Consider the following 22,015-nt stretch of genomic DNA (forward strand, 5'->3'; position numbering starts at 1 on the left):
GTTGAGGGGTCCCCCGCGATCGTACGGCCGGGTGAGGTCCGGGTGACGTGATGCGGTGCACCCTGCGCGCACCCTCACCGCAGGGCGTCGAGCATCGCGGCGAGCTCCGTCCACGCCGGCTCGAGCGCGTCCGGCTCGTCGGCGAGCCACAGGGCCGCCTCGTTCATGGCCCCGCCGAGGAGGTGCGCGAGCGGGGCGACGGGGCGCGGCGCCAGCAGACCCCGCGCGACGAGGCCCTCGAGCGCCTCGACGAGGTGGCGCTGCGAGGTCGCCTCGTCCAGCGCGCGCCACTGCGCCCACCCGAGCACCGCGGGGCCGTCGACGAGAGCGATCCGGACCCGGGCGGGGTCGGTGCTCGCCACGAGGAAGGCCCGACACCCGGCCCGCAGCTGCGCCCACGGGTCGTCGCCCGCCGCCCGCGCCGCCGTGACGACGGCGTCCGCGACCTCGTCCAGGACCTCGCCGAGCACCGCCCGGAACAGCGCGGTCTTGCCGTCGAACTGGTGGTACAGCGCGCCCTTGGTGACGCCCGCGGCCGCGACGATCTCGGCCAGGCCGACGTCGCCGTAGCCGCGCGTGGCGAACAGCGTGCGTGCCGCCCCGACGAGCGTGCGACGCGTGCGCGCCTTCTGCTCGACCCGCACCCCGGCCACGACGCCTCCCCGCCCCACTTGACGTACCGATGGTACGTGAGCACCATCTGACGTACCAAAGGTACGCGAAAGGAACCGTCATGGACCCGACCGGCTTCTACCCCGTCCTCGGTGTCGCCGACGTGGAGGCCTCGCGGCGCTTCTGGGTCGAGCACTTCGGCTTCGAGGTCGTCTTCGCCGTCGACTGGTACGTCAGCCTGCGCCGCGGCCACCACGAGCTGGCGTTCGTCGCCGCCGACCACCCGACCGTGCCCGCCGGCTTCCGCGCGGAGGTCCGCGGGCTGCTGCTCAACGTCGAGGTGCCCGACGTCGACGCGGAGTACCAGCGCCTCGTCGTCCGCGGGAGCCTGCGCCCCGAGCTCGACCTGCGCTCCGAGGAGTTCGGCCAGCGCCACTTCATCGTCGCCGACCCGGCCGGCGTGCTCGTCGACGTGATCACCGAGATCCCGGTCGGGGCCGCGTACGAGGAGGCGGTCGTGGGCTAGTGGATCGCGAGCGGCACCGGGCCCGGCTCGAGGGCGCGCGGGTCGGCGAGCAGGTCGGGCAGCTGGTGCGGGTGTACGACGTCGAGGGTCACCGCGAGCTCGGCCGGGGTCCACCAGCGGTGCCCGCGCACGGTCCGGGCCTCGTGCTCGGTGAACGCGGTCGCGTCGATGTCGCCGGACGGGACGTGCACGGCGTGGAAGAGCTCGCGCCCGGCGTAGGTGGTGCCGTCAGCCTCGAAGACCACCTCGCGCACCCACAGCGGCCCGCGGACCTGCTCGGTGTCCACGGCGAGGCCCGTCTCCTCCCCCACCGTGCGCGCGACGGCGGCCGCGGGGTCCTCGCCCGTCGCGACGCCGCCGCCGGGGGCGAACCAGAACGCCTCCGCCGGCCGGGCCGGGTCGACGCCCTCGAACAACAGCACCCGCCCGTCGTCGTCGACGACCACCGCCCGCACCGCGTCCTGCGCCACGCGCACCGCGGCGGGCTCGAGCACGACGCCGTCGGGACCCGGCTCGGCGATCTCGAAGTACGGGGGCATCGGGGCCGTGCCGGCGAGGCGCAGCCAGCGCACCATCCGCCGCCCGCGCAGGGCGCGGGTGTCACGCACCGCGTCGTTGTAGATGCGCCGCGCGACGGAGATCCGAGCGTGGACGTCGGCGAGCTCGGCGGCGAGGTCGGCGGGCAGGGCCGCGGTGTCGAGCGGGGCCAGCGCGCGGGTGAGGTCGTTCTCGGTCTCCTCGCGCTCGGCGTCGAGGACACCCTCGCCGGCGGCGCGCGTCGCGGTGGCCGCCCGGGCCGCGGACCGCAGGGCCCGCCGGTCGGCGTCGGCGAGCGCCACGGGGCCGGCCGTCGCGGCGATCGCCCGGACGATGGCCGCGCGCCGGTCGAGCACGGCCGCGAGCCCCGCGGCCGCGGCGTCGGTGCGCACGTGCAACCGGTCCAGCCGGCGGGCCCGGCCGATCAGCACGGCCGCGGTGACGATCACCAGCAGCAGCACCGCGGTGACGACGATGACCACCAGCACGCCGGTGGGGCCGAGGAGGGTCACGGGGAGGACGGTAGGTCGTGGCCCGCGCCGGCCGGCGCGCGGTCCGCCCTTCTCGGGAGCGGACTCGCCCCCACGCGGCGGGGATCGGCCGCCACGGCCACCTCGTACACCCGCAGGACGGCGGCGGCGACGACCGACCAGTCGAACGCCGCCACGCGACGCCGGCCGGCGGTGCGCAGGGCGTCGCGCCGGGCGGGGTCGTCGAGCAGCGCGGCGATCGCCGCGCCCCACGCCGCGGCGTCCCCGCTGCGCACCGCGACGCCCGCCGGCGGCTCGCCGAGCACGCGGCGGAACGCGTCGATGTCGCTCGCGACCACCGGCGCCCCGGCCGCCATGCCCTCGGCGAGCACGACCCCGAAGCTCTCGCCGCCCGTGTTGGGCGTCGCGAGCAGGTCCACCGAGGCGAGCATCGAGGCCTTGGTCGGCTCGTCGACCGCGCCGAGGAGCTCGATGCGGTCGGCGAGCTCCGGGCCCGCCTGCTCGCGCAGCTCGTCCTCGTCACCCCGGCCCACCACGACGAGCCGCAGGTCGGGACGGGTCGTGGCCAGCGGGCGCAGCGCCTCGAGCAGCAGCGGCATCCCCTTGCGCGGCTCGGTGTAGCGGCCGACGAAGCCGACCGTCGCCCCGTTCCCGTGGTGGGCGTGCCCGGGCAGCGGCGGCGCGTCGGCGAAGGCGGCGACGTCCACGCCGTTGGGGATCTCGACGGCGTCGCCCCCGAGGTGCTCGACGTAGACCTGGCGCGCCAGCGGCGACACCGCGATCCGGGCGGTGACGCGCTCGAGCAGCGGGCGCAGCACCGGCTCGAAGAAGGTCATGGTGCGCGAGCGCGGGGTCGAGGTGTGGAACGTCGCCACCACCGGGCCGACCCGATCCTCCTGGCTGGCCACGACCAGCGCGAGGAACGACAGGCTCGGCGCGGTGGGCTCGTGGACGTGCAGGACGTCGAAGTCGCCGTCGCGCAGCCACCGCCGGACCCGCGCGAGCGACACCGGCCCGAACGTCAGCCGGGCGACCGAGCCGTTGTACGGGATGCCGAGCGAGCGCCCCGCGCGCGTCACCCCCGCCGGCACCGGGGTGTCCTCGCCGGCCGGCGCGAGCACGTCGACGCGGTGGCCCAGGCCCGTCAGCGCGCGGGCGAGGTCGAGGACGTGCGCCTGGACCCCGCCGGCCACGTCCAGCGAGTACGGACACACGATCCCGATGCGCATGGCGCGCCCAGCCTAACGACGGCCGCGTGGGCTCCCCGTCGCGGCCCGGGGCCTTGAGCAGCAGGACGAGGGGCACCCCGCACAGGAGGTGCCCCTCGGCCGGGTGATCAGCGGCGGGGTGATCAGCGGCGGGTCAGCCGACCATCTCCTCGAGCTCCTTGCCCTTCGTCTCCTGCACGTAGCGGCTGACGAAGAAGAAGGAGATCAGGGCCATGGCCGCGTAGATGCCGTAGGCGAACGCCAGGCTGAGGTCGGCGAGGGCCTGGAACGTCACCGTGACCACGAAGTTCGCCAACCACTGCGCGGCCGCGGCGACGGCGAGCGCGGCGGCCCGCAGCCAGTTCGGGAAGATCTCGCCGAGCAGCACCCAGACGACCGGGCCCCACGTGACCGCGAAGGAGACCACGTAGAGGTTCGCGGCGACCAGGGCGACCGGGCCCCAGACGCCGGGCAGGCTCGGCGACAGCTCACCGTCGGCCCCGACCGTCTCGACGGCCTGCGAGAACGCGACGGCCATGATCGTCAGCGTCACGACCATGCCGGCCGAGCCGCCGAGCAGCATCGGCTTCCGGCCGACCTTGTCGACGATGAGGATGGCGACGATCGTCGACACGACGTTGATCAGGGCGTTGATCACCGACGCGGTGAACGAGTCCTGCTCGGAGAAGCCGACGGCCTGCCACAGCGTCGTCGAGTAGTAGAAGATCACGTTGATGCCGACGAACTGCTGGAAGACCGACAGCAGGATGCCGACCCACACGATCGGGCGCAGGCCGGTGCCGGGCGCGGTGAGGTCGCGCAGGCTGGGCTTGTCCTCGCGGCGCAGCGTCTCGGCGATCTCGGCGATCTTGGGCTGGACGGCGTCGACGCTCGTCCCGTTGACGCTCGCCAGCACGCGCGCGGCCTCCTCGTTGCGTTGCTTGGCGACGAGGTAGCGCGGCGACTCGGGGATCCGCAGGGCGAGGACCGCGTAGATGATCGCCGGGATGACGCCGACGATGAACATCCAGCGCCACGCCTCGGCACCCAGGAACAGCACGTTGGCCGCCGACCCGGCGCCGTAGGCGAGCAGGGCGTCCGAGAGCAGCGCGACGAAGATGCCGAGCACGATGGCCATCTGCTGCAGCGAGGCCAGGCGTCCGCGGATGTGGGCGGGCGCGATCTCGGCGATGTAGGCGGGCGCGATCACCGAGGCGATGCCGATGCCGATGCCGGCGATGAAGCGCCAGAGGATGAGGTCCCACACCGCGAACGCGAGGCCGGACAGCACGGAGCTGATGGCGAACGCAGCGGCGGCGATGAGCATGACGCGGACGCGCCCGTAGCGGTCGGCCGTCGGGCCGGCGAACCAGGCGCCGACGGCCGAGCCGAGCAGCGCCACCGCCACGGCGAAGCCGGACAGGAACGGGCTGTTCTCCAGCCCGAACTGTGCGTTGATGGCCTCGACGGCGCCGTTGATGACGCTCGAGTCGAAGCCGAAGAGGAAGCCGCCGACGGCGGCGACGATGGAGATGAGGATCGCCTTGGCGGTCGTCTTCTCCCGTGAGCCGGGCGCGCCCGACCCCGATCCTGGACTGGTCATCGGTCACTCCCCGGTACGGCACTGTCGAAATTGGTCCGGGCGAGGTCGGCGGCGCCGACCATGCCGGATTCCCACCCGAGCTCCGCGAGCCGTACCTCGGCGACGGGCCGGTGGCCGCGTCCCGTGAGGTTGGCCCGGAAGACCTCCTCCACCCGGCCCCGCAGCACCTCGCCCGCGGCGGACACGCCGCCGCCGATGACGAAGAGCGTGGGGTCGAGCACCGCCGCGAGCTGGGCGAGACCGAGGCCGATCCAGCGGCCGATCTCGTCGAAGCAGTGCAGCGCGCCCACGTCGCCCTGCTGGGCGGTCGCGGTGACCATCTCCCCGGTGATCGCCTCGGGGTCGCCGCCGGCCGCCGCGATGAGGCCCGCGGCGAAGGCCGGCGAGTGCCGGGCGATCTCGAGGGCCTCGGTGAGCAGCGCGCGCCCCGACCCGTACTGCTCCCAGCAGCCCTGCAGCCCGCAGCCGCACCGGCGCCCGTACGGGACCATGGTGATGTGGCCGATCTCCGCGGCCACCCCGAACCCGCCACGCACCAGCCGCCCGCCGGTGACGATGCCGCCGCCCACGCCGGTGCCGATGGTGATGGCGACGAGGTCGTCGTGGTCGCGGCCCGCCCCGAAGCGGGACTCCGCCCAGGCGACGGCGTTCGCGTCGTTCTCGACGACCACCGGCAGGTCGAGGGCCACGGAGAGCTGGCCGCGCAGGTCCTCGTCGCGCCACGCGAGGTTCGGCGCGAACATCACCTTCGCGCGGCCCGCGTCGACGAAGCCGGCCGCGCCGATGCCGACACCGACGATCTCGTGACCGCTGCGCAGCTCCCGCACCGCGTCGGCGATGGCCTCGAGCACCATCCGTGTGTCGGTCGCCGGGGTCTCCCGGCGGGTCGAGGCGATCAGCTTGCCCGCCTCGTCGACGACCCCCGCCGCGATCTTGGTGCCACCGACGTCGACGCCGACGGTCAGCTCGCTCATGACTTCTTCACCAGCTCCCCGCGCGCGAGTGCGGACAGGTCGATCTCGCCCATGTCGGTGACGACGACGTCGGCCCCCTCGGCGGCCAGCGCGTCGACGTCGTCGGCACGGGACACCCCGAGCGCACCGAACCCGCCGGCCTTCGCCGCCTGGATGCCGTTGACCGCGTCCTCCGCGACGAACGCGTTCGCGGGCTCGACGCCGAGCTCGGACGCGGCGGTCAGGAAGATCTCCGGGTTGGGCTTGCCCTGCGCGAAGTCGCGGCCGGAGACGTCGACGTCGAAGTAGCCGTGCAGGTTCCCCTCGGCGCCGAAGCGCGACAGGTCGACGCGCTCGAGGAACAGCTTGGCGTTCTTCGACGACGACGCCGCGGCGATCGGGATGCCGGACTGCTTGACGCTCACCACGAACTGCACGGCGTCGTCATAGGCCGAGAAGCGCCCCTCGGAGATCAGCCGGATGATCATCTCCTGCTTGTACTCGCCGTACTCCTGCACGCGCCGCTCGATGTCGGGGACGCCGAAGTACTCGAGCGCCGCGGTCGCGCCGGCCGTGCGCGGCTTGCCCGACATCCGCTCGTGGTAGAGCGTCGGCGTGAACTTCTCCGGCGACCAGCTCGTCTGGTCGACGATGTCCGACCACGGGCCCTCCATGAGCTCGCGCAGGGACTCGCGCCAGGCCTCCTCGTGCGGCGAGTCGACGAGGACCCCGTCCACGTCGAAGATCGCTCCGCCGAATCCGGACCGTGCCGTGCCGCTCATGCGCCGTTCCCTTCGTGGTCGTGCCCGCCGGTGGTCGTCGAGATGGGGGCGGTGCCGTCGTCCCCCGCGCCGGACGTCACGGTCGCGGCCGTGGAGGAGCCCGCACGGATGCGGCCGTCGGGGTCGAGGGGCACCGTCCACTCCTGGCCGGCGCCGAGCTCGCGCACCTCGTCGCCGAGGCCGATGCGCACCGGGTGGCTGAAGCCCTCGGACTGCACGGCGACGGTGAGCGCGCCGTCGCCCACCGAGACGCGCAGCGTCGTGCCCTGGAACACCAGCGAGAGCGCGAGCCCGTCGAGGCGCGGCGTCAGGCGCGGCGAGAACGTCAGCACGCCGTCGCGGGCCCCGGCACCGAGGTAGGCCCGCTGGAGCAGGTCGAGGGTCCCCGACATGACCCCCATGTGGATGCCCTCCTTGGTGGTGCCGCCCTGCACGTCGCCGATGTCGGACTCGACGGCGACGAGGAAGCGCTCCCAGGAGCTCTCGGGATCGATGCCGGCCAGCACCGCGGCGTGCGCGACGAGCGAGAGCGTCGAGCCGTGCGAGGTGCGGCGGTCGTAGTAGGCGATGGTGCGCCGCGCGAGGTCGCCGTCGTCGGCGATCTCGTCGTAGCCGAGCCGGGAGAAGATCTCACGCAGCTCGTCGTCGCCGAACAGGAAGAACAGCATGACCGCGTCGGCCTGCTTGGCGAGCTTGTAGCGGTCGGGGTCGTCACCCTCGGCCTTGAGGATGCGGTCCATCCGCTGGATGTTCTTGTGCCGCGACCGGTAGCCCTCCCAGTCGAGCTCGGTGAGCGCCTCGTAGCCCTCGAACTGGGTGATCACCGCGTGGCCGTCGTCGTCGAGGTGGGTCGGCACCATCATCGACGTGCACATCTCCGACCAGCGCGTGATCTCGTCGTCGGTGATGCCGAGGCGGCTGCGCAGCGCGCGGCGGCGGCTCTTGGGCAGCAGCGCGAGCACCTTCGGCGCGGTCGCGCAGATCCACGCCACCATGACGTTGGTGTAGGCGTTGTTGCGCAGCCCGCCGTCCTCGGCGCCCGGGTAGCGCTCGTGGAACTCGTCGGGCCCCATCACGCCGTGGATCTCGTAGCGGCCGGTGTTCGGGTTCCGGTGCGCGATCGAGGCCCAGAACCGGGCGATCTCGAGCATGAGCTCGGCGCCGTAGTCGCGCAGGAACTCGAGGTCGTCGGTGGCCTGGTAGTACTGCCAGACGTTGTAGAAGATCGCCGCGTTGACGTGGCGCTGGTTGTGGGAGTGGTCGGGGTCCCACTGGCCCGAGAGCGGGTTGAGGTGGACGACCTGCGTCTCCTCGGTGCCGTCGCTGCCCGACTGCCAGGGGAACATCGCCCCGCGGTAGCCGGCCTCGGCCGCGGCCGCGCGGGCCTCGGCGAGGCGGCGGTAGCGGTACATCAGGAGGCCGCGGGTGATCTCCGGCAGGCGGTAGTTGAGGAACGGGTAGACGTAGAGCTCGTCCCAGAACACGTGCCCGCGGTAGGCCTCGCCGTTGAGCCCGCGGGCGGGGACGCCCGCGTCGTGGCGCGCGGTGTGCCGCGAGCACACCTGCAGCACGTGGGCCATGTGGAAGCGCAGCAGCAGCTGGACGCGCGGCTCGCGCGGCACCTCGAGGTCGCAGACGTCCCAGTACTCGTCCCAGGCGTCGACGTGCTCGGCGAGGCAGCCGGCGAAGTCGGGGTAGCGCTCGACGTGGCGGCCGGCCGCGGTCAGCGTCTCGGTGATCGCGTTGTCGTGGCTGGTGAAGAACGAGACGATCTTCTCGACCCGCACGGTCTCGCCCTCGGTGACGTCGAGGTCGAGCACCTGCTGGACGTAGTCGTTCATCTGGTGGAGCGTGCGGGCGGGCTCGATCTTCTCCCAGCCGCGGCCCCGGCCCCGGTAGACCCGCGTGCGGGCGGCCTCGGAGACGTAGAGGTTCGACTGCCGGGTCCGCACCTTCAGCGCGATGATCTCCGGCCCGAACGTCCGCGGGGTGACGGGGTCGAGGTGGCGGCCCTCGAGGTCGCGGTAGCGGGCGACCATGGTGTTGTCGACGCGGCCGTCGATCGCCGAGACGATCCCGATGCGGCCCGACCAGTTCTCGGCGGTGACCGTCCACTCCATCGCCGCCTGGTGGCTGTGGGCCATCGAGACGAAGCGCCGGCTCTGCAGCGTCGTCTCGCGCCCGGCCCGGTCGCGGAAGCGGAAGACGCGGCTGACGGTCGCGGTGCGGATGTCGTAGGAGTGCCGGTAGTCCAGCACCTCGACGTTGTCGAGGCGGATGGCCTCCTCGCCCTCGATGCGCAGCTTGAGGACGAGCCAGTTCGGCAGGTTGACGAGGTCCTCGTTGAGGACCGGGCGGCCGCCGAGGATGGTCGTCTCGCGGTTGTAGGCGCCGTGGGCGTAGGTGCCGGCGTAGTGCCGGGGCGCGTCGGTGTCCTCCCACTCGGCCGCGCCGCGGGTGCAGAAGTAGCCGTTGCCGGTGCTGGTCAGCGCCTCGCGCAGGCCCTCGTCGTCGGGCTCGAGGCCGGTCCAGGTGAGCGTGAAGTCGTCGGCGACGGCGCCGCCGGGCAGGACGTCGGACGACGACGGCGTGCTCCGGCCGTCGGTCGTGGTGCTGGGGGTCTGGTCTTCGGTCGTCGTCGTGGTCACGGACGTCTCCGGTCTCCAGGAGCGGGCGGCGGGTCGTGGGAGCGGGCTCGGCAGGGCCGGCGGACTCAGCGGGCGAGGCCGTCGAGGAAGCGGGCGACCTCGTCGACCGTGGCGAGCACGGCCGTCGCGGCGGTGTCGCGCGACGGCGCATCGGACGGGTCGATGACGAGGATGCCCAGTCCGGGCTCGCGGTGATCACCATCGCCGCTCCCCCGGGCGGCGAGCGCGCGGAAGGCGTCCTCGTCGGTGATGTCGTCGCCGAGGTAGATCGGCACGCTGGGTCGACCGTCTGGCGCGGGGTGGTCCAGGTCGAGGACGCCGATGAGGTGCTCGACGGCCTTGCCCTTGTTCCAGTCGATCTTCGGCTGGATCTCGTGGACGAACTTGCCCGGCGTGACGCGCAGCCGGCCGGGGTGCTCGGCGAGGACCGCGTCGACGAGCTCCTGCACGCGCGGGCGGTCGGCGTCGGCGACGTGCCGGTCGTGCACGGCGACCGAGGCGTGCTTGGGCTCGACCTGCGTGCCCTCGATCGCCGCGGCGCCGGTGCGGACCCGCTCGGTGACCTCGGCGACCAGGTCCTCCCAGCCGCGCGAGGCCTCGTGCTCGATGACGCCGCGCTGCGGGTCGTGGATGTCGAAGCCGTGGCTGCCGGCGATGACGAGGTCGTCGACGCCGGACAGCTCGGCGACGACGGCCCGGTCGCGTCCCGAGACGATGCACACCGGGCAGCGGGCCGCGAGTGAGCGCAGCACGTCGCGCATCGCGTCGCTCATGATCGCGTCCTCGGGCCGCGGCACGATCGGGGTGAGCACCCCGTCGTAGTCGAGGAAGACCGCGGGGCGGCGCCCGGCCAGGCGCTGCGACACCTCGGGGGCGTCGAGCGCGTGCGGCAACCGGTCCGCCGTCGTGGTGACGGGCGCGCCGCGCTGCGGAGCCCGCCCGTCGTCTGCGGGCACGGTCACGAGGGGCCTCCGCATCTCGGGGCGCCGGTGTCGTGTGATGCGAACCACAGGCTAGGACGGCACCCGGACGTCGTCAACGGATGAACACAGCGTCGCGCATCCTGGACCACCAGGGCCCCGCCCGCACGCTGGGACACCACCCGTCCGGAGCGTTCCGCCGGCCGGTGGAGCGCGCGCTCAGACGGCGCAGCGGTCGAGCGCGAGCGCGAGCGCCCCCAGCACCGGCGCGTGCTCGGCGAGCTCGGCGACGACCACGTCGGCGGTGCGCGTGGTGCCGGGCAGCGCGGCCGCCCCGAGTGCGGCGTGCAACGGGCCCAGCAGCAGGTCACCGGCCTGGGCGAGCTCCCCGCCGACGACGATGCGCCGCGGGGTCAGCACGGTGCACAGGCCGGCGAGCGCGACCCCGACGTGGTGCCCGGTGTCGGCGAGGACCCGGGCCGAGGGCGCGTCGCCGTCGCGGGCGCGGGCGACCACGTCGGCGACCGTGAGCGGGGCACCGAGCAGCGGCTCGAGCATGGCGGTCACGGTGCGCGTCGACACCAGGGTCTCGAGGCAGCCACGGTGCCCGCACCGGCACACCGCCGCGAACCGGTCCCCCGGGTCGACGGCGACGTGGCCGATCTCGCCGGCGGTGCCGTCGGGACCGCGGTAGAGCCGGCCGTCCAGGACCAGGCCGGCGCCGACCCCGTCGGAGAGCTTGAGGAAGATCCCGTCGTCGACCCCCCGCAGGGCGCCCCACCGCTGCTCGGCCAGGGTGCCGAGGGTCGCGTCGTTGTCCACCCAGCTCGGCACGCCGAGGTGCTCGGCGACCCGGCCGGCCACGGGCACGCCCACCCAGCCGGGCAGCACCCCGGAGGCGCCGACGGCCCCGGTCGCGAGGTCGAGCGGGGCGGGCAGCCCGAGGACGGCCCCCCGCAGCGCGGCGCGCCGGGCCCCGGCCTCGTCCAGCGCCCGCTCGAGCAGGTCGGCGGCCGTGGCCAGGCCGTCGGCGACCCCGTGGCCGTCGGGCAGGTCCGCGCGCACCTCGGTGCGCTCGGGGGCCGCGGCGACGGCCGGGGCGGCGACGTCGGCCAGCGCCACGCGCACGTGCCGGTGCCCGACGTCGATGCCGGCCACGACGCCGGCCCCGCGGACCAGGCGGACCGCGCGCACCCGGCGCCCCCCGCGGACCTCGTCACCGGCCGCGAGCACGCCGGCGGCGCCGAGGTCGCGCACGATGTTCGACACCGTCGCCGGCGCCAGGCCGGTGACCGCGGCGATCTCGGCCTGGGTCGGGGCCCCGCCCGCGCGCACGGCGTCGAGCACCCGGCGGCGGTTCGCGTCGCGCAGGCCGGCCGGCGAGCCGGGGCGTGACGCCGTGTTCATGAGATGAACTCTACCGCGCGCACGTGTGCTCCACGTCACCTCGTCCGCGAACGACGACACACCGACGCGGAGCGCCCGTCCGTTCCGCGACGTCGCATGCTCCCCACGACACGACCCGCCGGCGAGCCGGTCAGGCCGGGTCGGTCCAGATGCGCTGGAGCATGTGCCAGTCCTCGGGGTGCTCGGCGATGTCGCCGGCGAAGGCGTCCGCGACCCGCTGGGTGGCCGCGGGCACGGCCTCGCGGCCGGGCACGGGGACGGGCGGGTGGATGCGGAAGTGCCAGCCCTCCTCCCCCGTGACCGGATCCGTGCTGAACCACAGCCCGACCGGCAGGAGCGCCGCGCCGGTGGTCGCGGCCAACGAGGCGGGGCCGGGCGGCATCGTGGCCCGCGCGCCGAAGAACGTGACGGGCACGCCGTGGGCGGAGAGGTCGCGGTCGGCCACCAGGCACACCACCCGGCCCTCGCGCAGGGCCCGCAGGAGCCCGCGCACGGGGGCCTCGCCGCCGGTCATGGGCAGGATCTCGAAGCCCAGCGACTCGCGGTAGGCGACGAACCGCTCGTAGAGCGACTCGGGCTTCAACCGCTCCGCGACCGTGGTGAAGCGCCCCGAGTGCGCCACCAGCCAGAGCCCGGCCATGTCCCAGTTGCCCGAGTGCGGCAGGGCGACGACCGCGCCCTTCCCGGCGGCCAGCGCCGCGTCGAGGTGCTCCTGCCCCTCCACCACGGGCCGGCGCGCGAGCACCGCGTGGTCCGTGCCGGGCAGGCGGAAGGCCTCGCGCCAGTACCGGGCGTACGACCGCAGCGCGGCGCGGGTGAGGGCGTCGAGCGCCTCGGGACCCAGGTCGGGGCGCACGCGGGCGAGGTTGGCGCGCAGCCGCCGGGTGCCCGGCCCGCCGCGGCGCGCCGCGAGGTCGGCCCCGGCACGGAACGCCCACCGCGCCACGGGCTCCGGGATCGTGCGCACCAGGCGCCACCCCGCGGCGTAGCCGAGCTCGCCCGCGCGCTCCGCCACCTGCGACCGCAGGGCGGGCAGCGACAGGGTCCGCGCGCTCACGGCGTGCCCCCCGCCCCGTCGTCCGGGGTCGTCCGGCGGGGCTCGGCGGACTCGGCCGGCTCCCCGGGCTCACCGGACTGCTGCCGCTCCGGGGTGTGTCCGGTGGCCGCGCCGTACTGGTCGCGGGCGCTGCGCCACACGGCGACGACCCGCTGCCCGACCGTGATCACCGACCCGACCGCGAGCAGCCACAGCGCCACATCGAGGGCGTAGGGCACGCCGAGGCCGACGAGGCCGCAGCCGCCGAGCCCGAGGATGAGCCGCTCCGCGCGCTCGACCAGGCCACCGTCGGCGCGCAGGCCGGCCGCCTCGGCGCGCGCCTTGATGTACGAGATGAGCTGGCCGGTGATGAGGCAGGTGAGCGCGAGCGCGGCGAGCAGGGGCCGGTCGACGGTGAACGCCCACCACGCGATGCCGGCGAACACCGCGCCGTCCACGAGCCGGTCGCCGACGGAGTCGAGCACGCCCCCGAAGGGACTCTTCACCCCCCGGGCGCGGGCCATCGCGCCGTCGAGCACGTCCAGCATCGCGAAGCCCCACACGATCAGCGACGCCGCGAACAGGTGTCCGGTGGGGATGAGCAGCAGGGCCGAGGCGGTCGACGCGACCGTGCCGAAGATCGTGACGGCGTCCGGGTGGATGCCGCGGCGGACCAGCCACGCCGCCGTCGGCTCGACCCCGCCCCTCATCGCGGCGCGGGCCCACTCGTTGATCACGACGAGCTCACTCCACGGGTCGAGCTCCGCTGCACGCCGTCGCCCGGCCACGCCTCGGCGAGCCGCGACCGCGTCTCGGCCAGCAGCTGCGGGATCACCTTCGTCTGCCCGACGACGGTGATGAAGTTGGCGTCGCCGCCCCAGCGCGGGACGACGTGCTGGTGCAGGTGGTCGGCGAGGGACCCGCCCGCGACGTGGCCGAGGTTGATGCCGACGTTGAACCCGTGCGGCGCCGCGACCGCGCGCAGCGCCCGCACCGCCTGCTGGGTCACGGCGACGAGCTCCGCGGACTCCCCCTCGTCGAGCTCGTCGAGGCCGGCGACGTGGCGGTACGGCACGACCATGAGGTGCCCGGGGTTGTACGGGTGCAGGTTGAGCACCGCGTACACCCGCTCGCCGCGGTGCAGGACCAGGCCGTCCCCGTCGGACAGGGTCGGGATGCGGCACAGCGGGCACTTGCCGGACTCCTCGCCGGTCCCGGTCTCCCCCGCGATGTAGGCCATCCGGTGCGGTGCCCACAGCCGGCGGAAGCCGTCGGGCGTGCCGGCACCCCAGAGCTCGTCCAGGTCCGTCGCCCCCATGGTCGAGCTCCGCTGCGCTCCGTCTCCCGGTTCCCGGCCCACGTCCTCCGACATCAGGGGGTGAACTTCTCCGCGTCCGGGGAGGCGTTCTCGCGGCGGCGCACCCAGTCGACGACGGCCGCGACCGCGTCGTCCACGGGCACGCCGTTGCGCTGCGAGCCGTCGCGGAACCGGAACGACACCGCGCCGTTCCACACCGACCCGTCGCTCCGCTCGCCCGAGGCCTCGACGTCCTTCCCGCCCGCGAGCAGCAGGAACGGCACCTTCTGCAGCGTGTGGGTACGGATCTTCTTCTGCATCCGGTCGTCGGAGTCGTCGACCTCGACCCGCAGCCCCTCGGCCCGCAGGCGGGCGGCGACCTGCGCGACGTACTCGGCCTGGTCGCCCGAGACCGGGATGCCGACGACCTGGACCGGCGCCAGCCAGGCCGGGAACGCGCCGGCGTAGTGCTCGGTGAGCACGCCGAAGAAGCGCTCGATCGACCCGAACAGCGCGCGGTGGATCATCACGGGCCGCTGCCGCGAGCCGTCCGGCGCCGTGTACTCGAGCTCGAAGCGGTCCGGGAGCATGAGGTCGACCTGGATCGTCGACATCTGCCAGGTGCGCCCGATCGCGTCCTTGGCCTGCACCGAGATCTTCGGCGCGTAGAACGCGGCACCGCCCGGGTCGAGGACGAGGTCGAGGCCCGCGCCCTCGGCGACCTCGCGCAGGACCTCGGTCGCCTCCTCCCACGCCTCGTCCGAGCCGATCGACTTCTCGGGGTTGCGGGTGGAGAGCTCGAGGTAGAAGTCGTCGAGGCCGTAGTCGCGCAGCAGGTCGAGCACGAACTGCAGCAGCGAGCGGATCTCGTCGCGCATCTGGTCGCGCGTGCAGTAGATGTGCGCGTCGTCCTGGGTGAACCCGCGGGCGCGCGTCAGCCCGTGCACCACGCCGGACTTCTCGTACCGGTACACCGTGCCGAACTCGAAGAGCCGCAGCGGCAGCTCGCGGTACGACCGCCCACGCGCCCGGTAGATCAGGTTGTGCATGGGGCAGTTCATCGGCTTGAGGTAGTAGTCGACGCCCTGCCGCCTGACCTCGCCGTCCTCGCCGTACTCGGCGTCGAGGTGCATCGCCGGGAACATGCCCTCGCGGTACCAGTCGAGGTGGCCCGAGACCTGGAACAGCTCGCCCTTGGTGGCGTGCGGGGTGTTGACGAACTCGTAGCCGGCCTCGGCGTGACGCCGGCGGCTGTAGTCCTCCAGCTCCTTGCGGACGATGCCGCCCTTGGGGTGGAAGACCGGCAGGCCCGAGCCGATCTCGTCGGGGAAGCTGAACAGGTCGAGCTCGGCGCCGAGGCGGCGGTGGTCGCGGCGCTCGGCCTCGGCGACCCGCTCCAGGTAGGCGTCCTGGGCCTCCGGCGACTCCCACGCCGTGCCGTAGATGCGCTGGAGCTGGGCGTTGCGCTGGTCGCCGCGCCAGTAGGCGGCGGCGCTGCGCGTGATCTTGAAGGCGGGGATGAAGCCCGTGGTGGGGATGTGCGGGCCGCGGCACAGGTCGCCCCACACGCGCTCGCCCGTGTGGGCGTGCACGTTGTCGTAGGCGGTGAGGTTGCCCGCCCCGACCTCCATGATCTCCGACGTGTCGACGCCGTCGTCCTCGGCCGACCCCTTGAGGTCGACCAGCTCGAGCTTGAACGGCTCGTCGGCCAGCTCCTCGCGGGCGGCCTCCAGCGAGGGGTACTCGCGGCGCACGAACCGCTGCTTCGCCTTGACGATCCTGCGCATCGCCTTCTCGAGGGCCTCGAGGTCCTCGGGCGTGAACGGGCGGTCGACGGCGAAGTCGTAGTAGAAGCCGTCGGTGACCGGCGGGCCGATGCCGAGCTTGGCCTCCGGGAACATCTGCTGGACCGCCTGGGCCAGCACGTGTGCGGCCGAGTGGCGGATCACGGCGCGCCCGTCCTCGGTGTCGGCCGCGACCGGCTGCACGTCGATGTCCTCGGCCGGGCTCCAGGCGAGGTCCTTGAGCGTGCCGTCGGGGGCTCGCACGACGACGACCGTCTGCGGACCCGTGGTCGGCAACCCCGCATCGCGGACCGCCTGGCCCGCCGTGGTGCCCGCGGTCACCCGGACGCTGTCGGCGACGAGGGGCTGGGGCGGGGCGAGCGAGGACACGACGGTCTCTCCTCCGGTGTCGAGGGTGGTTCCCCGAGCCTATCGACCCCGGCGACGCCGGGTGGCGGGCGCGGTCGCGGGGGCGGTGGCGTCCCCCACCACCGTCCCCGCCCCCGTCCCCATCACCGCCTCGAGGAACGCCGTGACGGCCCGGACCGTGGCGAGGGTGCGGGCGGTGGGCACGAGGTCGAAGCCGTGCTGGGCGCGCGCGAGCTCGGCGTGCACCACCGGCGCCCGCGACACCGCCCGCAGCCGCGCGACGAAGGCACGGCTCTGCGCGGGCACGACGATCGCGTCGCCGGTGCCGTGCAGGACCATGAACGGGGGCGCGTCCGGGTGCACGCGCGCGGCCGGGGAGGCGGCGACGTAGGGGTGGGCGTCCTCGTCGAGCACCGTGGGCATCATCGTCTCGGCGAGCAGCTCGTCGAGGGTGCCGCTGCCGTCGTCGCTGGTCAGGTCGTAGATGCCGTAGAGGCAGACGGCGGCGGCGACCGAGGTGTCGGCGTCGGCGAACCCCGGCTGCCAGGCCCCGGGCGTCAGCGCGGCGAGCGCCGCGAGGTGGGCGCCCGACGAGCCGCCGGTGATGGCGATGCGGTCGGGGTCGCCGCCGTGCTCGGCGATGTGCGCGCGGGTCCAGGCCAGCGCGCGCTTGACGTCGACGATCTGCGCGGGCCAGCGCTCGGCGGGCCCGAGGCGGTAGTCGACGCTGACGCACACCCAGCCGCGGGCGACGAGGTGCGCCATCAGCGGGTGGGCGTCGGCCGCCTTGCTGCCCGACGACCACGCCCCGCCGTGGATCTGCAGCAGCACCGGCGCCCGGGCGTCGCGCGGGAGCTCCGGGTCGCGCCAGACGTCGAGGAGGTTCGCGACCGGGTCGGGGCCGTAGGCGACGTCGCGCGCCGAGGCGTAGCGCCGGCGGGCCAGCACCGAGCCCAGCACCCTTCCGCGCGCGGACAGATCGACCGGCCCCAGCTCGGCGGACAGGGCGTCGGCGAGGGTCTCGGCGTCGGCCCGCGCGCCGCGGTCCAGCGCCAGGAGCACCGCGACCGCGGCGGCCGCCGCCCCGAGCCCGACGCGGCCCGCCGGGTTGCCCGCCGCGCCCCGGCGCACCGCCACGCCTGCGGCCGCCCCGACGAGCACGGCGGTCGCGCGCGGGGTCTCGGTGGCCGTCGAGGAGAGCAGGCTGCCGACCACCGCGGCGGGCCAGCGCCGGGTCAGCGGCCGCAGCCCGGAGCCGGCGACGAGCAGCGCCACGGTGCCCACCAGCAGGGCCGTGCGCGCGCCGGGCTCGCGCAGCTCGGTCTGCAGCGTCCTCCGGAGCGCGCCCGGCAGCGCACGCACCGGCGAGGTCACGCGGCCATCGTGGACCCCCCGCCCCCGCGGTGGCGCGCCGAGTCACGTGCGCCACGTCCCCGACGCTGACGGCGCTCGGATCCTGGCGTCCCTCCGCGATCCTGCGACACTGGCGGGGTGAGCGACGGTGTGTGCCCGGTGACGGACGCATCGCGACGGCACCCGTGGGCCGACGTGCCGGCGACCGCGCGCGCCCGCCTGCGCCCGATCGTGCTGGGCACCGGCGACGAGATCATCGCGACGGTGCGCGCCGAGGTCGCCGAGTACGCGCTGTCGATGGACGGCGAGTTCGGGCGCCGCATCCGCCTCGGGGTGTCGGTGGCGCTCGACCAGTTCCTCGACCTGCTGGGCACCGACGCCGCACTGCCCGACACCCGGGTCTACTTCGAGCTCGGCCGCGTCGAGCACCGCCACGGCCGCACGATGGACGCCCTACAGAGCGCCTACCGGATCGGCTCGCGGGTGCTGTGGCGGCGGATAGCGGCGGCGAGCGACACCGGGAACGGGGACGGCGACCGCGCCGCCGACGACCTCGGCCTGGGCCCCGACGCGATCTTCCGGCTGGCCGAGGCCCTCTTCGCCTACATCGAGCAGCTCGCAGCGGCGTCGGTGTCCGGCTACGCCTACGAGCAGTCGCTCGCGGCCGGGTCGCGCCAGGCCCGCCAGCACGCGCTCGTCGAGCGCCTGTGCCGCACGCCGGCCCCCGAGCCCCCGGAGCTCGACGCCCTGGCCCGCGAGGCGGAGTGGGCGCCGCCGAAGTCGGTGGGCGCGCTGGTCGTGGCCGAGGAGTCGCTCGCGACGGTCTGCCGGCGCCTGCCGCCGGACATCGCGGCGTCGGTCGTCGACCGGGTCGGCGTGGTGTTCGTGCCCGACCCCGACGGGCCGGGACGTCTCGACGCCGTCGCCGACGCCCTGCGCGGGACCGCCGCGGTCCTCGGACCGACGGTGACACCTGACCAGACCCCGCGCACCGTCACCCGGGCCCGCGCGGCCTGGGCGCTGCAGCAGGACGGCCACCTGCCCGACGACGGCCTCGTGCGCGCCGACGACCACCTGCTCGTCCTGCTCCTGCACGCCGACGTCACGCTGACCGCCGACCTCGTCGCCCAGCGCCTCGAGCCGCTGCGCCGGATGACGGCCACGGCGCGCGACCGGGCCGTGACGACGCTGACCGCGTGGCTCGACGCCCACGGCGACGTCGCCGAGGCGGCGACGCGCCTGCACGTGCACCCGCAGACCGTGCGCTACCGGCTCGCGCGGCTGCGCGAGGCGTTCGCGGGCGTGCTCGACGACCCCGTCGGGCGCCTCGAGGTCGCGCTGGCCCTGCGCGCCGGCGGCCCGTCCCTCGCCGAGGGCTGAGGGCTCGGGCCACCGGAGCCGCGGGCACGGGTCTCAGGCCGCGACGGCCTCCGCGCGGCGCCCGCGCAGCGACTCGGCGCGGCGGCGGCCGAAGGGCAGGGCGCGCAGCCGCTGCTTGAGCGTGCGCTCGTGGCCGCCGGGGAAGGACAGCCGGGCGATCTTCGCCAGCACGCCGCCGTACTGCTTCCACATCGGCCCCGAGTGGTAGGGCAGGCCGTAGCGGCGGCAGAGGTCACGGATCTCGGGCGCGATGGTGCGGTAGCGGCGCGAGGGCATGTCCGGGAAGAGGTGGTGCTCGATCTGGTGCGACAGGTTCCCGGTCATGACGTGCAGCAGGACCGAGCCCTCGATGTTCGCCGAGCCCAGCATCTGGCGCACGTACCACTCGGCCTGCGACTCGTCCTCCAGCCGCTCCTCGTCGAAGGTCTCGACCTCGACCGGGAAGTGGCCGCAGAAGATCACCGCGTGGGACCAGATGTTGCGGATGACGTTGGCGAGCACGCTGCCCACCAGCGCCGGCACGAACGAGGGCCCGGACAGCGCCGGGAAGACCACGAAGTCCTTGAGCGCCTGCTTGCCCGCCTTGCGGCCCATCGCCTTGAGCTCGGGCAGCTTGTCCTTCCACGTGGCCTCGCCGCGCTGGATCTGGTCCAGCTCGAGGTCGAAGGCCGCGATGCCCCACTCGAAGATCATCGCCAGGCCGGCGTTGGTGACGGTCTGGAAGAGGTAGATCGGCTTCCACTCCTGCTCCGGGTCGACCCGGAGCACGTTGTAGCCGATGTCGCGGTCCTTGCCGTGCACGTTGGTGTACGTGTGGTGCAGGTAGTTGTGGGTCTGCTGCCAGCTGCGGGCCGTCGAGACGTGGTCCCACTCCCACGTCGTGGAGTTGATCTCCGGGTCGCGCATCCAGTCCCACTGCCCGTGCAGGACGTTGTGCCCGATCTCCATGTTCTCGAGGATCTTGGCGAGGGCGAGCGACGCGGTGCCGGCGAGGAACGCCGGCGGGAACAGCGCGCCGAGCAGCAGCACGCGGCCCGCCGCCTCGAGGCCGCGCTGGGCGCGGATGACGCGGCGGATGTAGCGGGCGTCGTCCTCGCCGAGCGAGGACATGACGCGCTCGCGGAGCCGCTCGAGCTCGGCGCCGAGGCGCTCGATGTCCTCGACGGTGAGGTGCTCGGTCGACGGGGTGATGTGGGCCGTGCTGGCGCCCGGGCGACCGGGTCCGGTCGGCGTCTTGGCGTCGTTGATGCGGGTGACGTGCTCGGGGATCGTCTCGAGTGCGGTCACGGGTCCTCCTGAGGGATCCGGGGGAGCGGGGCTACGAGGTCGGGTCGTCGCCCACGTGTGCCCGCTGGTCGATCACTCTCGACGGTAAGGACCGCCTTGCCCCGGTCTCTACGCGCGCAGCGAGGGATCGGGGAGCAAACCTGTTGCACAACCACAAATCCGGCGCCGTCGGTGGCACGGAGTGACGGTCAGCAGCGCTCCAGCAGCGCGACGAGCTCCGCCACCGACCCGGGGTGACGGGGCGTGTTGCGCGTCACGGGGTCGGCGAGGGCCGTGCGCGCCAGCGCCTCGTGCTGCTCGGGACGGGCGCCGAGGTCGGCGACGGTGACCCGTGTCCCGACCGTCTCCAGCACCGCGGCCAGCGCGTCGGGCAGCGCCGCGGCGCCCGGCAGCCCGGCCGCCTCGGCGGCGCGCCCCCACCCGGCGGGCTCGGCGTCGAGCTGCCAGGCGACCACCTCCGGCAGCACCGCGGCCAGCGCGAGGCCGTGCACCGCGCCCGTGTGCAGGCTCAGCGCGTGCGCGAACCCGTGCACCAGGCCCAGCCCGCTGCGCGTGAGCGCCTGCCCGGCCAGGTGCGCGGCGACGAGCATCTCCGCGCGCGCCCGTCGAGCGGTCCCGTCGAGTCGTGCTCCGCTGCGCTCCGTCTCCTGACCGTGGGCCACCGCCGCCGGCAGCCACGCCCACGCCCGGCGCACCGCCTCGGCGGCGAAGGCCTCGGACATCGGGTCGCGGCCCCGCGAGGCCAGCGACTCGAGGCCGTGGACCAGCGCGTCGACACCGGTCGCGGCCGTGGGTCCCGCGGGCAGGCCGTAGGTGAGCTCGGGGTCGAGGACGGCGACCCGCGGCACCACGCTGGCGTCGCCGCAGTAGACCTTCTGCCGGGTGTCGAGGTCCTCGAGCACGCCGAAGCCGTTGGTCTCCGCGCCCGTGCCCGCCGTCGTCGGCACGGCCACCACGGGCAGCCCCGCGGCGGGCGTCGCCCCGCTGCCGTCGGCCCGGGCGCCGGGGCTGGGCGCGAGCAGCGCGATCCCCTTGGCGGCGTCGAGGCTCGACCCGCCGCCGAGGGCGAGGACGGCGTCGACACCGAGCGCCCGCGCGTGCTCGCCGCCCTGCTCGACGACCGTCACGGTGGGGTTGCCGCGCACGGCGTCGAACACCTCGGCCCCGACCCCGGACGCGGAGAGCGGGCCGGTGACCGCGTCGACGACCCCGGCCGCGCGCAGCCCGGCGTCGGTCACCACGAGGATGCGGCGGGCCCCCAGCCCGGCGAGGTGGTCGGGAATCCGGGCCACCGCGCCGGGCCCGAAGTCGACGACCGGCCCCGCGCCGGACAGGAAGGTGCCCGCCGCCACGCCGGCGCACGGCGAGGTCGTGACCGGCCCGCTCACAGCGCGTACCAGGTCGTCTTGGCCGCGGAGGACGCGTCGAGCGCCTGCAGCGCGCGGTCCCGGCCGCCGCCGGAGTCGCCGAAGCCGCCGAAGGGCGTGGTCACCGACGCGGCGTCGAAGGTGTTGACCCACACGGTGCCCGCCCGCAGCGCGGCCGCCGTGCGGTGCGCGGTCGAGAGGTCCGCGCTCCACACCGACGCCGCGAGCCCGAAGCGCGTGCCGTTGGCGACGGCGATCCCCTCCGCCGGGCCGTCGCAGGTGCTCACGGCCAGGACCGGCCCGAAGATCTCCTCCTGGGCGACCCGGGCGGCCGGGTCGTCGGGGAACTCGAGGTAGGGCCCGGCACCGACGCCGGCCGCGACGTGCAGGTTCGCGAGCAGGCCGAGCCCGTTGGTCCACGTGTGCGGGGTGAAGCGGCGGTGGCGGGCGCGGAC

General features: G+C 74.7%; 19 protein-coding genes. 2 read left to right on the plus strand and 17 right to left on the minus strand.

All coding sequences use genetic code 11. The annotated features are described in order from the left end of the window. Positions 1–74: 74 nt before the first annotated feature. Positions 75–653: a TetR/AcrR family transcriptional regulator gene (locus PGB27_RS06790; protein WP_274199579.1), complete on the minus strand. Its 579-nt coding sequence runs from the start codon at positions 651–653 to the stop codon at positions 75–77. 80 nt (positions 654–733) lie between these two features. Between PGB27_RS06790 and PGB27_RS06795 the strand changes: the two genes are divergently transcribed. Then, entirely contained in the window at positions 734–1,138 is a 405-nt protein-coding gene (locus tag PGB27_RS06795) for a VOC family protein (protein WP_274199580.1), read from the plus strand. Here PGB27_RS06795 and PGB27_RS06800 read toward each other — a convergent pair. The 13 genes from PGB27_RS06800 to PGB27_RS06860 form a co-directional block, all read right to left on the minus strand. Beyond that, positions 1,135–2,187: an NUDIX hydrolase gene (locus PGB27_RS06800; RefSeq protein WP_274199581.1), complete on the minus strand. Its 1,053-nt coding sequence runs from the start codon at positions 2,185–2,187 to the stop codon at positions 1,135–1,137. The two genes, PGB27_RS06795 and PGB27_RS06800, sit on opposite strands and share 4 nt — an antisense overlap. Beyond that, positions 2,184–3,395, minus strand: a complete 1,212-nt coding sequence (locus PGB27_RS06805) for a glycosyltransferase family 4 protein (protein ID WP_274199582.1) — start codon at positions 3,393–3,395, stop codon at positions 2,184–2,186. The genes PGB27_RS06800 and PGB27_RS06805 overlap by 4 nt, the downstream gene beginning before the upstream one ends. A 133-nt stretch (positions 3,396–3,528) precedes the next feature. Beyond that, positions 3,529–4,977: a sugar porter family MFS transporter gene (locus PGB27_RS06810; protein ID WP_274199583.1), complete on the minus strand. Its 1,449-nt coding sequence runs from the start codon at positions 4,975–4,977 to the stop codon at positions 3,529–3,531. Beyond that, entirely contained in the window at positions 4,974–5,951 is a 978-nt protein-coding gene (locus tag PGB27_RS06815) for an ROK family glucokinase (protein WP_274199584.1), read from the minus strand. The genes PGB27_RS06810 and PGB27_RS06815 overlap by 4 nt, the downstream gene beginning before the upstream one ends. Further along, positions 5,948–6,712, minus strand: a complete 765-nt coding sequence (locus PGB27_RS06820) for an HAD family hydrolase (RefSeq protein ID WP_274199585.1) — start codon at positions 6,710–6,712, stop codon at positions 5,948–5,950. The genes PGB27_RS06815 and PGB27_RS06820 overlap by 4 nt, the downstream gene beginning before the upstream one ends. Then, on the minus strand, positions 6,709–9,360 hold the full coding sequence (locus PGB27_RS06825; protein ID WP_274199586.1) for a glycoside hydrolase family 65 protein: 2,652 nt from the start codon (positions 9,358–9,360) through the stop codon (positions 6,709–6,711). Before PGB27_RS06825 ends, PGB27_RS06820 begins: the two co-directional genes overlap by 4 nt. Before the next feature lie 65 nt (positions 9,361–9,425). After that, positions 9,426–10,322 carry a trehalose-phosphatase gene (gene otsB / locus PGB27_RS06830; RefSeq protein WP_274199587.1) on the minus strand — a complete coding sequence of 299 codons (897 nt, stop codon included), beginning with the start codon at positions 10,320–10,322 and terminating at the stop codon, positions 9,426–9,428. 177 nt (positions 10,323–10,499) lie between these two features. After that, positions 10,500–11,687 (minus strand): ROK family transcriptional regulator, encoded by a 1,188-nt coding sequence (locus PGB27_RS06835; protein WP_274199588.1) that lies wholly within the window; start codon positions 11,685–11,687, stop codon positions 10,500–10,502. 130 nt (positions 11,688–11,817) lie between these two features. After that, entirely contained in the window at positions 11,818–12,744 is a 927-nt protein-coding gene (locus PGB27_RS06840) for a phosphatidylinositol mannoside acyltransferase (RefSeq protein WP_274199589.1), read from the minus strand. Continuing rightward, positions 12,741–13,460 (minus strand): phosphatidylinositol phosphate synthase, encoded by a 720-nt coding sequence (gene pgsA, locus PGB27_RS06845; protein ID WP_274199590.1) that lies wholly within the window; start codon positions 13,458–13,460, stop codon positions 12,741–12,743. The genes PGB27_RS06840 and pgsA overlap by 4 nt, the downstream gene beginning before the upstream one ends. Next, positions 13,457–14,041, minus strand: coding sequence for an HIT family protein (locus tag PGB27_RS06850; RefSeq protein ID WP_274199591.1), 585 nt, complete (start codon positions 14,039–14,041; stop codon positions 13,457–13,459). Before PGB27_RS06850 ends, pgsA begins: the two co-directional genes overlap by 4 nt. 53 nt (positions 14,042–14,094) lie before the next feature. Further along, the gene (gene thrS / locus PGB27_RS06855; RefSeq protein WP_274199592.1) at positions 14,095–16,194 is read right to left on the minus strand and encodes a threonine--tRNA ligase; all 2,100 of its coding nucleotides are present in this window, start codon (positions 16,192–16,194) and stop codon (positions 14,095–14,097) included. A 39-nt stretch (positions 16,195–16,233) separates the two neighbouring features. Beyond that, complete coding sequence (locus PGB27_RS06860) at positions 16,234–17,547, minus strand: alpha/beta hydrolase (RefSeq protein WP_274199593.1); 1,314 nt, start codon at positions 17,545–17,547, stop codon at positions 16,234–16,236. Between the two features lie 138 nt (positions 17,548–17,685). Here PGB27_RS06860 and PGB27_RS06865 point away from each other — a divergent pair, with 138 nt between their 5' ends. Then, on the plus strand, positions 17,686–18,906 hold the full coding sequence (locus PGB27_RS06865) for a helix-turn-helix domain-containing protein (protein WP_274199594.1): 1,221 nt from the start codon (positions 17,686–17,688) through the stop codon (positions 18,904–18,906). 33 nt (positions 18,907–18,939) lie between these two features. Here PGB27_RS06865 and PGB27_RS06870 read toward each other — a convergent pair whose 3' ends face one another. From PGB27_RS06870 to PGB27_RS06880, 3 genes are all read right to left on the minus strand, one after another. After that, on the minus strand, positions 18,940–20,097 hold the full coding sequence (locus tag PGB27_RS06870; RefSeq protein WP_274199633.1) for a fatty acid desaturase family protein: 1,158 nt from the start codon (positions 20,095–20,097) through the stop codon (positions 18,940–18,942). A gap of 284 nt (positions 20,098–20,381) precedes the next feature. Then, the gene (locus PGB27_RS06875; protein WP_274199595.1) at positions 20,382–21,581 is read right to left on the minus strand and encodes an iron-containing alcohol dehydrogenase family protein; all 1,200 of its coding nucleotides are present in this window, start codon (positions 21,579–21,581) and stop codon (positions 20,382–20,384) included. Further along, positions 21,578–22,015, minus strand: a 438-nt coding sequence (locus tag PGB27_RS06880) for an aldehyde dehydrogenase family protein (protein ID WP_274199596.1), incomplete at its 5' end; no start/stop codon positions are given. The genes PGB27_RS06880 and PGB27_RS06875, both read right to left, overlap by 4 nt.

Origin of the sequence: Actinomycetospora lemnae (genome assembly GCF_028737315.1) — a bacterium.
In the GTDB taxonomy this organism is placed as follows: domain Bacteria; phylum Actinomycetota; class Actinomycetes; order Mycobacteriales; family Pseudonocardiaceae; genus Actinomycetospora; species Actinomycetospora lemnae.

Excerpts from the sequence above, each read along its gene's own strand:
- PGB27_RS06795 (WP_274199580.1), top strand. The coding sequence starts at position 734 with ATGGACCCGACCGGCTTCTACCCCGTCCTCGGTGTCGCCGACGTGGAG.
- PGB27_RS06805 (WP_274199582.1), bottom strand. The coding sequence starts at position 3,395 with ATGCGCATCGGGATCGTGTGTCCGTACTCGCTGGACGTGGCCGGCGGG.
- PGB27_RS06810 (WP_274199583.1), bottom strand. The coding sequence starts at position 4,977 with ATGACCAGTCCAGGATCGGGGTCGGGCGCGCCCGGCTCACGGGAGAAG.
- PGB27_RS06815 (WP_274199584.1), bottom strand. The coding sequence starts at position 5,951 with ATGAGCGAGCTGACCGTCGGCGTCGACGTCGGTGGCACCAAGATCGCG.
- PGB27_RS06820 (WP_274199585.1), bottom strand. The coding sequence starts at position 6,712 with ATGAGCGGCACGGCACGGTCCGGATTCGGCGGAGCGATCTTCGACGTG.
- PGB27_RS06835 (WP_274199588.1), bottom strand. The coding sequence starts at position 11,687 with ATGAACACGGCGTCACGCCCCGGCTCGCCGGCCGGCCTGCGCGACGCG.
- PGB27_RS06850 (WP_274199591.1), bottom strand. The coding sequence starts at position 14,041 with ATGGGGGCGACGGACCTGGACGAGCTCTGGGGTGCCGGCACGCCCGAC.